Source organism: Myxococcus dinghuensis, from assembly GCF_024198235.1.
Taxonomy (GTDB): domain Bacteria; phylum Myxococcota; class Myxococcia; order Myxococcales; family Myxococcaceae; genus Myxococcus; species Myxococcus dinghuensis.
On record NZ_JAKCFB010000060.1, the window covers coordinates 33,686 to 43,602 of the forward strand.

Consider the following 9,917-nt stretch of genomic DNA (forward strand, 5'->3'; position numbering starts at 1 on the left):
CGCGTCGGACCGGGCCCGGGCCGCGCTCCGTTCAGGGGAGCTGTTGGTCCATACAGGTGGGGAACTTCACCAGGTACGGCTCGTTCGGGGAGCACAGCACGCAGGTGCCGCCCGAGCAGTAGGAGCCCGTGCCGCAGCAGGAGCCATTGCACGGGGCGGTGCCATTGGGGCAGCAGACGCGGGTCCCGGAGGCGCAGAAGCCGGAGGCCGTGCAGGCATCTCCGGAGGTGCAGCTGTCGCCGTCATCGCAGCTCGAGCCCGCGGGCCTGCGCAGGTACGTGCACTTGCCGTTCGAGCAGGAGCCGGTGCCCTGGTAGCAGACGCCCGGCGGCGAGTCGCAGAGGAGGGCCGTGCCCTGGCAGGTGCCGCTGGAGCCGCAGGTGTCGTTCGTGGTGCAGGTGTTGCCGTCGTCGCAGGCGGAGCCCGCGGGCTTCAGATTGTACTGACAGGCGGCGTTGTAGCAGTAGCCATTGGGGTCGTGGCACGCGCTCGGCGGGGTGTTGCAGGCGCCGCACGTCGAGGGGACGCCGGTGATGTCCAGCTGGAAGCTGCCACAGGAGGCGCCCTTCCCGTCCACGGACACGCGGACCTGCTGGTTCTGTCCCAGGCTCACGGTGACGGAGGACTGTGGTGTGGACTCGAAGTCGTCGTTGCAGCCGAGCACGACGCTGTCCACCCAGCGGGTGACCTGGACGACGGTGTCGTATGTCGTCCCGTTGCCCCGGGTGGAGAACGTGAACGCGCCGTCATAGGGCGCGACCCAGTGGAAGTTGAAGTCCGAGGACGCGCCGCTGGCGCAGCTCGGGGCGACTTCGTTGCCGGAGCCGCAGGTCATCCCGGAGGCGACCCCCGTCCCCGTGCGCATCCGCAGGTCGAGGTACGACGAGGAGACGCCCAGCGCCGAAGGGGTGGTCGCCACCTCCGGCTCCGGGGAGAGGTCTGGCGGCGCTGGCTGCTCGCACGCGGACAGCGAGAGGACACTCCAGCCCAGCGCCAGCGCGCTGGCCCACTTCATTCGTGACATGGCTCACCCCCGGGGACTGCCAGGGATTATCCGGAGCCGCGCAAACCCACACAATCGACCCCTCGTCCTTCCTGGACGCGGACGCGTCCGTCGCGAACGCGTCACGTGGAGCGGAGCCATTCACAGCACACACCCAGGCATGGCGTGCGCGCGAGGAGCACTCGTGGCACTGGCGTTGCACCACAACGGGGAAACCGAGACATCGAAGACCCAGGGTATCCCCCAGGGTCGGTGCCGTCCCACCCGCCCGAGCCCCGGGGCGACCGAGGTTCCCTTGCGCGTCGAGACCAGCTGCGACACCGCCCGCTTCCTGTTGGACGGTGACAACTTCTTCGCGGAGTTGCACCGACGCATCATCGCCGTGGAGGAGGCGGGGAACGGGGCCTCCATCCGGCTGGCGTACTGGAAGGCGGACCCGAGCCTGCGCTTGCCCGCGGTGGATGGGAAGGACGAGCGGACCTTGTCAGAGGCGCTGTCGTCGGCGGTGAAGGCGGGGGTGAAGGTCCAGGTCATCCTGTGGAACGGCTGGAAGTCGGAGTGCTTCGTGCCGCACCACCACTTCTGGCGGCAGGACTGGTCGGAGTGGATCGACCGGTGGAGGAGCATCCTCCTGAAGTGGAAGCTCCCGGAGGGGTCCATCGAGTTCAAGTACCACTCGTACGCGGGCAACAAGCTGCATCCCTTCACGAGCCTGCACGTGAAGATCGCGTTGTTCGACACGGGGGAGGAGCAGGTGGTGCTGCTCGGGGGGATGAACCTGGGCGAGGACTACAAGTCGTCCACGGTGCACGACCGGGAGAACCACTGGCACGACGCGGCGGTGAAGCTGACGGGCGACGTGTACCGGGTGGTGGGGCATTACTGGTCGGAGCTGTGGGCGGGGAGGAAGCCGCCCAAGGCGCCGAGCTCGCCGGACCGGAGTGGCGGAGAGACGCCGGTGACGTTCGTGACGACGGACGTGCAGGGCAAGGCCGAGCGGGACATCCGGACGGAGCTGGTGCGGTACTTCCAGTTGGCGAAGGACTACATCTACATGGAGAACCAGGCGCTCACGGACCCGTGCATCATCGACGCGCTGGTGGCGGCGGCGGCGCGGGGGGTGAAGGTCATCATCGTGGTGCCGCACCCGAAGCAGACGGTGCTGGGGGACTACAGCGGCTATGCGTACGTGATGAACTTCGCGTTCCGGGCCATCGCGATGGCGCGGATGACGCAGTTCACGTACGCGGGGACGCTGGGGAAGAAGTACACGGTGCGGAAGTCGGACATCGCGGAGTCCAGCCTGCGCTACGAGGGCTGGCTCTTGAGCGGGCGCGTGTTGAAGACGGCGTCCCAGACGTCGATGTGGGCGGAGTCGAACGACAGCTACATCACCAACCTGGAGAAGCAGCTGCGCAACGGGGACGACAGCCTGATGCGGGTGTGGCGTGCGCCCAACCTGCCCTTCCGTCCGGCGTCGCAGTTCATGAACCGCGGGTTCCACTGGAAGACGAAGAACGCGTGGGTGGGGACGTGGGTGTACCTGGAGCACGTGACGGACATCGAGAGCACGTCGTTCAGCATGTACTCGCCGCTGCTGACGGGCACGCAGGGGGCGTCGCCGTACGTCCACTCGAAGGTGGCGCTCATCGACGACGAGGTGGCGTTCATCGGGAGCAGCAACTGGACCTACCGCAGCATGCAGTTCGACGCCGAGGTCAGCGCCGTCATCCAGGACGGGGACTTCGTGCGCGACATGCGCGAGGAGCTGTTCGAGCACTGGGGCATGCCCAAGGACCTCGACCAGTGGCGGGAGCGCGCGGAGGAGAACCTCGACAAGGACGACGACGGCTCCGTTCGCATCGTCCCGCTGACGCTCGCGGACCTCCAGGTCCCGTACACGAGCCTCACCGCCTGGGGCTCCTGGGCCGCGGGGAACATGATTTGAGGGGGGCCGAGGGGCCGCTTACGTCGCTCCAAGTTCGTGTGGACCTGTCACGCGTTCGAAGCAGACCCCAAGGTTCCCTACTCGCTCGAGCGCCGCCTTGACCGTGGCCGAGACGATGAGGGCGGACGGATATCCCTGTATCCGGAAGACCTGGGCCCCGCCGACCCTGGCGGGGTCGATGCGCAGGCCGAGGATCGCACGATATGAGCCGGCTCGCTCTGGCGCCGCGCCATCGGGCGGATAGCGCTGTACCTCCTTGGACGTCCCTTCGTCGACGCAGGCAAAGCATCGAGTGGCGTTGACGATGTAGAGAGGCGTGTCCGCCCCGTCGACATGGATGGGGAATACCTGGACGTCGTCGGGCGCGAGTTGGAGAAGCAGTCGCGCGACCTGCTCATTCGCGATGGGTGTTCGACCGGAGTTCGCGACCGAGAAGGAGCGCTGCGGACCGTCGCGGAACGGCCTGCTCTTCAGCGCTCCGGGGTCTGGCAGACGCCTTCCATCCCCGAACATCCACGGGTCGTCCAACTCGCCACCGACAGCGGGGACGGGAAGCTCCAGGACCCACTGTGGGACGTCGGCGATTCCTATGTCGTAGAAGGCATCTTCGGACATCGTCTATCCCTCATGCGGCACGATCAGCCGCCGAAGCCCGCTACCGGGGGTCAGCAACTCGTCCGCGACCTTCGCAAGCTCCTCGACCAATCGACCCCGACACGCTTCGGTGTTTCTGCACCGTCCCAGGGCGTCGTTCAACCGCCGCAGGATGGCCTCGTGGTACTCGCGTGAGTGAGGCCCCTGGTGGCCACCAAGTCGAACCTTGTTGGCGGCATCTTCCAAGGACATTCCAGCCCGGGAGAACACCTCTTCGCACAATGGAGTCCAGGGACCTCCGGATGCCGCGGAGATGGAGTTCTTGTTCGTGCAGATATGGTGAACCGAGCCTTCCGGCTCTCCTGGGAAGCGTCCCTCCGAGTACATCGCCATCACCGCGACGGCTCCAGGTGCAAGCGCGACATTGAGCACGCCCGCAGCCGGCAGCGCGATGGAAGTCACGCCACCACCCAGGGCGGCTCCGAGCTGAATTCCCGCCTCCGCCTCCACGCGCAGCGCCGCCTGGGGAAATCCAGGCAGTCTGGGCCCCTGCGCCGCCATCGCGCTTCTTCCGCCAAGCGCCGCGGTGACCAGTAGGACCAGGACCCGTGCCCCGTTCGTCCCCAACACCCGACCCAGTTGGTGCCCGATGGACTGGAGTTCGACGACGCTCGTCGCATTCCCTGCGTCGTCCCACAACTGGACGAAGCCTCGCCCCAATTCCCAGACCGGGACCACGCCCAGATAGGCAACCATCGCCGCCGTCAACGCGACCGCGAGGGCCTTGGTGACCGGCTCGGGGAGGGTCATCGTGAGGAGCAAGGTGAGCGCGACGGAGGTTACCATGGCCTTGAGCACCGCCGGGTTCAGCGTCTTGCCGACCTCCGCCTCGACACTCTCCCACACGGTGTCGAGGGCGAAGGACAGAGCCATGAGCGTCCGGTCCTTTCGAGAGAACATGAGCCCCGTCCCGCTCGCCAGGGACAAGCACGCGTCCTGTTCGGGACAGACGCGCGAATACAGCGTCTCCAAGGAAGGGGCTGAACCCGCGTCCACGATTCCGTCCGAAGTGGCAAGGAGTGCCCTCGACCTCGCCCACCGCGCCCGGTCCACCTCGTCGGTCTCGCGGAGTGCAACGTCCAGGCGAAGCTCGAGGAGAAGTCGCGCGAGGGCCGACCTGAACTCGGCTTCGCTCACCTGGACCGGAGCCATCTCGACCGAGTTGTGAATGACCTGCTGACCTGCGCCGACATCCAGGCGGACGACTCGGGTTGGCGCGCATCCGGCGACAAGCCACATCAGAGCGACGGTGCCAACGAGCTTCATGGAATCCCCCACGTCCCCTGGAAGTCAGGACCACCGAATCCTGACCTTGGGGTCTGACGACTTCAACGCAGGGCAAGCTCCCAAGTGCAAAGCACTCGATTCCGCGCACACAACACAGCCAGCGCCTCCCGGCATCACAGCCAGCGGGACCACAAGGCAAGGACCAGCAGCCCCCTGCCGCTTTGTGCTCAACGCCTCGCGGAATCACGGTGGAGCTGCGCCGTCAAGTCTGACACGGTCAGAGGGTTGAAGTCGCGAGTCGGAACTCGCTCGTGCACTGCCGGCGCTGTTCGGACAAGCTCTCGAGCCACTTCACACTCAGCACCGACGGCATGAGCAACCGCGCCACGACGAGCACGGGGCTGTGATGCGTGGAGCGCTCGAAAATGACGTCAAGGGCCATGACTCTCCCTCCAGTCACGCCTCTCTGAATGGTGTCCTTGGCTGCCTGCCCTAACGCTCCAAAGTCGAAGCAACCGCTGCCTCTCCCGTTCCCTCTCGCGGCAGGGCCCTCTCTCTCGGAACGGGATGAGGGTCACGGCCTGGGTATAGAGCGGCTGGAGCACATCGACCGCCATCGGTCGTAATGCGTCCTTCCCAGTCGGCGCAAAGGACGCGATGGTTCCTCCCTTCCCCCTCTGGAGTGAGTCGCATGCGCATCCTGTCAATGCCCCTCATCGTCGCCACCCTCCTGGTCGGTTGCCGAGAGGATCCAGAACCCACGCCATCGGACTCGGGCACCTCGCAGCAGGACTCGGGCGTCCCTGGAGACGACGCGGGTGTCCCTGGAGACGACGCGGGTGTCCCTGGAGACGACGCGGGTGTCCCTGAAGATCCGCTCCCCAGCGGTCCCCCGGTTCCGCAGGGCCCGCCCAACGTGCCCGAGTTCAATCCGGCCTTCCCAGGGCAGACGCGCGCCCCCGCCATCCAGACGAAGACGCCCATCCAGGTCACGGAGATTGCCTCGGGCTTCAGGAACCCCTGGGCGATCGCCTTCCTGCCTGACCAGCGCATGCTGGTGACGGAGAAGGCCACCGGCTCGCTCTACATCGTCACGCAGCAGGGCGCGAAGTCCCCCGCGGTCAGCGGTCTGCCCGCAGTGGACGCACGCGGTCAGGGTGGGTTGCTCGACGTGGAGGTGAGCCCGGACTACGCCGAGAGCCAGCGCATCTACTGGACCTACTCCGAGCCTCGTACGGGCGGCAACGGACTGACGGTGGCGCGCGCGCGCCTCGTGGACGGTGCGCAGCCTCGCGTGGAGAACGTCCAGATCATCTTCCGCATGATGCCCACGCTCGAGTCGACGCTGCACTCCGGGGGACGGATGGTGTTCACCCCGGACGGCAAGCTGTTCGTCACGCTCGGGGAGCGCTCCATCCTCGCGGGCCGTGTCCAGGCCCAGGACGTGAAGAGCCACCTCGGCAAGGTGGTCCGCATCAATCCCGACGGCACCGTGCCCCAGGACAACCCGTATCTGGGCAACCCGGAGGCGAAGCCGGAGATCTGGTCGGTGGGGCACCGCAACGTCCTGTCCGCGGCGCTCGACAGCCAGAACCGGCTGTGGACGGTGGAGATGGGTCCGCAGGGAGGCGACGAGGTCAACCTCACCGAGGCAGGCAAGGACTACGGCTGGCCCACCATCGGGTATGGGGAGGAGTACTCGGGCGCGCCCATCCACCAGAGTCCCCAGGCTCCGGGCATGGAGCAGCCCGTGTACTACTGGGACCCGGTGATTGCCCCCTCGGGGATGACCATCTACTCCGGGACCCTGTTCCCCGAGTGGCGGAACAACCTGTTCATCGGCGGCCTGGCCTCCCAGGCGCTGGTGCGGCTCATGGTGCGCAATGACCGCGTGGTGGGCGAGGAGCACCTCCTCAAGAACCTGAACGCGCGCATCCGCGAGGTGGTGCAGGGCCCCGAGGGCGCCCTCTACCTGCTCACCGACGCCACCAACGGCAAGCTGCTCAAGCTCACACCGCAATGACGCATCCGGAGGCCACGGTGCCATCCCCGCGCCCCGAGCAACGCAAAGCGCGGGGATGAGCACTCCCTGGGGCCCCTTGGAGCAGCGGACGTGGCGCCCGACGAAAAGCCCTCCGTGCCCAGCTGAATGGAAGGGCGCCAGCGTCTCCCCTCCTGAAACCATTCGCATTGAGCCACCCGAACGAGAACATGGGACTCCATGGGAGCGTCAAGCCACGGCGGCAGCTGATGAATGGGTCAAGGTCGACAGTGCTTTCGAGCGTCTCGAGCGCTATCGCGTGCTTCATCCGGCGCTGGCGGCAATGAGGAGGCTCGTCGACATGCTCAAGCATGACCCGGCGTTCGCCGACGTGCATCCGGTTGTGTCGCATGCGTCGCTGGTGCTCTCTCGGGGGCGCGCGAAGCGAGGCGTGGACGTGGCCTGCCATGAGGACGACGTGTATCCGGGGCGAAGATGGGTTCGCGGGGACGACGTGGTTCGGGTGCTGTGCGAGTACCTCAGCGAACTCGGCGACACCTGATCCTACAGTTGTAGGTCGAGAGAAGCGCTCCCGCGCCTACGGCGCGGGCGCCGCTACAACCTCCAGCGCAGGGAGAGCAGCCCCAAACGAGCACGTCCAACGCACCTTGGGTCAGAGAAAATCGAGGAATCCGACTCCAAACGTGACATCGAAGGTCGGGCGTGGAGTGAACCCCAGGCGCGTGTCCTCCCATCCCCCACGCCCCGCGAGCATCAGGTGCAGGTTCTTGGTACTTGCCTGGAGGCCGAGGCTCACGCGGACAGGGACCTGCAGTTGTGCATGGGCGGGCGACATCACGGCGGTGCCCTGCAGTCCGGCGAAGGCCTTGAGATTGTCCAAGCCAGGTGCATCAATCGGGTCGCGAATCCGTCGGACGAGGTCGCGGGTGAGGCTGAGTCCGAGGGAGGGACCCAGGCCTGCGTCCTCGCTATCCGACGAAGCCGTGCGGACGTGGAGCCCCAACTGGATGACGACGCCCATCGGCGCGTAGCGTTTCGAGGCGGACATCCAGTACGCGGCGTCAACGCTGATGGCGGCGTTCGTATAGCGCTGCCGGGTCTCGAGTACGAGCCCATCCAGTTGCTTGGTGCATCTGAACGGAAAGGCAATGCTCGCTCCCATCTGGCCAGTGCCAGCGAGGATATCCGTGATGATGGCTTGATCCGTGAGCAACCCGACGGAGAGGATAGGCAGCTCGGCGGAGGCACGGCCTGGAGTCAGGACCGTGAGGCCCAGTGCCGCGCAAGCCAGGACTCCTCGCCAGGAGGCCACTCGTGCTGCACACGCATTCCACTTCCAGACCATGAACCCACTCCTCTTGGTTGAATGGGTTCAATGTATGAAACGCGTGAATATCGATCTTCACGGGAACCTCACGATTTCATCATGAGCAGGGCGGGGCCGTTGGTGTCCTGCGACTGGCTCCTCGGCGTGCGCAGGAGTTGGGATGTGTCTGCACGCGGAGCAGGACGTCGGCCAGGGACACCTCGGGGTTGACGCCGTTGGCCTCGCAGGTGGCCACCAGGGCGTAGCGGCCCGCGAGATTCTCTCCCGCGGACTCGTGTCCGACGAAGAGGAAGTTCTTGCGGCCCAGCGCGGCCTTTCGCAACGCCGCCTCCGAGCGGTTGTTGTCCAGGGGCAACCGCGGGTCCTCTGCGAAGCGGGTCAGCGCCGCCCATTGCTTCGTCGCGGAGGAGAGCGACTGCCTCAGCGGACTCTTCGGCGGATGGCGCGGCCGTCGGCGCCCGCGGGGAACCGCAGCCGGGCTCCGCTGGCCAGCACCACCTCGAGCAGCATGGGCCCCACCTGCGCGACGGTCGCCACTTCCACCGGCAACAGGCGCACCGCTGGGGCCTTCCGGGCGTGCTGGCGTCGGCGCCGGTACACCCACGACTGCAACGTGCTCAGCCTCAGCCCTCTCTGCGCGGAGAACGCCTCCTGCGTCAACCCGCTCGCCTCGAACGCCTCGGCGACCTGCAACCACTCCTGCTTCTCACCCGGCTTCGACATTCCGGCCAGGGTCCACCACGACTGCTACCCCGGCAAGGCCTCCCGCCACGTCGCTCGCCGGACGGTTACCTCTCATTGACGAGCCGGGCCCGCTCGGAGCAGCGCGCCCGTCCCAAAACCGACTTCTTCAGCAGCCTGCCAGCTCGGTTGTCCTCCACAGATCACGCCGATGACGTAATCCGGTTCAGTCAGCAGCCTTTGCTGGAGCCCGATAGCATCTCCCCCAAAACACAAACTCATCAACCAGCGCCTCAGCCCCCTCAATCGAGTTCAGTACATAGACAACGTCGGAGAGTTCCCCGCAAGAAAAATCGAGCAATCCAAATCTAACGTCCCGGAAAAGCCTTCCGACAAAAAACCGAGCCAACACATCTCCTCGCTTCGAATACAACTCCTCCACAATCGGAAACCCAAGCCTCTGCATTTCCTCTCCCCCGGCAAACTCATCACCCCGCGGAGGGGAACTGCGCAGCTCATCCATCCACTCATTGAACTCCTTGCGCACGAAGTCAGAAAACTCCTGACGCCCCAGCGATATGCGGTAGCTGAAGTTTGGCAGCCAAGAAACCTCCTCGCCAAAGCCAATCTCCCGCGCAGCCACCTCCTTCGGCGCGCGTTCAATCCCATCAATCCAGACCTTCATGGCGACCTCCTTGGGGGCGCTGGCACGACCGCAATGAGCCCATTGGGCTCGACCGAATATATCCAGATGGGCTGCGCACGAGGGCGGCCCTTTCGCCACTCGTAGAGCATCGGTCCGGAGACGCTCAGCTTCTTCGTTGCGTCCGTCACGGCCCCACCTGTCACCACGGTGTGTTCTGTATAGCGCACAGCGCACGTGCGCAGCGCCTCGGGGAACGGCGACGAGCCGCTGTGCCGCCCGGCTTTCAACTGCTGCGATTCCTGTCTCCTCAGCGTCAACTACTCGTTCCCCGCGGCGACAACTATTTCTCCCCACCGGGTTGACCTGCTCGAACGTGTTCGCGTCGTCGTAGTTGTCGTTGGCGTGGTAGTGGTCCACCTCCTTGGAAGA

At 66.0% G+C, this 9,917-nt stretch carries 10 protein-coding genes and 1 pseudogene; 3 read left to right on the forward strand and 8 right to left on the reverse strand.

The annotated features are described in order from the left end of the window. Positions 1–31: 31 nt before the first annotated feature. The gene (locus tag LZ198_RS39800) at positions 32–1,024 is read right to left on the reverse strand and encodes a hypothetical protein (RefSeq protein ID WP_253977397.1); all 993 of its coding nucleotides are present in this window, start codon (positions 1,022–1,024) and stop codon (positions 32–34) included. A gap of 274 nt (positions 1,025–1,298) precedes the next feature. Here LZ198_RS39800 and LZ198_RS39805 point away from each other — a divergent pair, with 274 nt between their 5' ends. Beyond that, positions 1,299–2,951, forward strand: a complete 1,653-nt coding sequence (locus LZ198_RS39805; protein ID WP_253977398.1) for a phospholipase D-like domain-containing protein — start codon at positions 1,299–1,301, stop codon at positions 2,949–2,951. An 18-nt stretch (positions 2,952–2,969) separates the two neighbouring features. On the opposite strand, the gene LZ198_RS39810 is transcribed toward LZ198_RS39805, so the two are convergent. The 3 genes from LZ198_RS39810 to LZ198_RS39820 all read right to left on the reverse strand — a co-directional run bounded on the left by LZ198_RS39810 (position 2,970) and on the right by LZ198_RS39820 (position 5,274). Then, complete coding sequence (locus LZ198_RS39810) at positions 2,970–3,566, reverse strand: imm11 family protein (RefSeq protein ID WP_253977399.1); 597 nt, start codon at positions 3,564–3,566, stop codon at positions 2,970–2,972. Positions 3,567–3,569: 3 nt separating this feature from the next. Further along, positions 3,570–4,871, reverse strand: coding sequence for an AHH domain-containing protein (locus tag LZ198_RS39815; RefSeq protein ID WP_253977400.1), 1,302 nt, complete (start codon positions 4,869–4,871; stop codon positions 3,570–3,572). Between the two features lie 238 nt (positions 4,872–5,109). Further along, the gene (locus LZ198_RS39820; protein ID WP_253977401.1) at positions 5,110–5,274 is read right to left on the reverse strand and encodes a hypothetical protein; all 165 of its coding nucleotides are present in this window, start codon (positions 5,272–5,274) and stop codon (positions 5,110–5,112) included. 249 nt (positions 5,275–5,523) lie between these two features. Between LZ198_RS39820 and LZ198_RS39825 the strand changes: the two genes are divergently transcribed. Both LZ198_RS39825 and LZ198_RS39830 read left to right on the forward strand, forming a co-directional pair. Continuing rightward, positions 5,524–6,855, forward strand: coding sequence for a PQQ-dependent sugar dehydrogenase (locus tag LZ198_RS39825; RefSeq protein WP_253977402.1), 1,332 nt, complete (start codon positions 5,524–5,526; stop codon positions 6,853–6,855). Positions 6,856–7,174: 319 nt separating this feature from the next. After that, positions 7,175–7,375 carry a hypothetical protein gene (locus tag LZ198_RS39830; protein WP_253977403.1) on the forward strand — a complete coding sequence of 67 codons (201 nt, stop codon included), beginning with the start codon at positions 7,175–7,177 and terminating at the stop codon, positions 7,373–7,375. A gap of 111 nt (positions 7,376–7,486) precedes the next feature. Here the strand turns inward: LZ198_RS39830 and LZ198_RS39835 are convergent, their stop codons facing one another. The 4 genes and pseudogenes from LZ198_RS39835 to LZ198_RS39850 all read right to left on the reverse strand — a co-directional run bounded on the left by LZ198_RS39835 (position 7,487) and on the right by LZ198_RS39850 (position 9,527). Beyond that, a complete protein-coding gene (locus tag LZ198_RS39835) occupies positions 7,487–8,179 on the reverse strand; it encodes a hypothetical protein (protein WP_253977404.1) in 693 nt (230 codons plus the stop codon). Between the two features lie 79 nt (positions 8,180–8,258). After that, positions 8,259–8,606, reverse strand: a pseudogene (locus tag LZ198_RS39840) (IS66 family transposase); the annotation flags it as partial. Beyond that, entirely contained in the window at positions 8,582–8,884 is a 303-nt protein-coding gene (tnpA, locus tag LZ198_RS39845; RefSeq protein WP_253977405.1) for an IS66 family insertion sequence element accessory protein TnpA, read from the reverse strand. The pseudogene LZ198_RS39840 and the gene tnpA, both read right to left, overlap by 25 nt. 184 nt (positions 8,885–9,068) lie before the next feature. Next, a complete protein-coding gene (locus tag LZ198_RS39850; RefSeq protein ID WP_253977406.1) occupies positions 9,069–9,527 on the reverse strand; it encodes a hypothetical protein in 459 nt (152 codons plus the stop codon). Positions 9,528–9,917 lie beyond the last annotated feature (390 nt).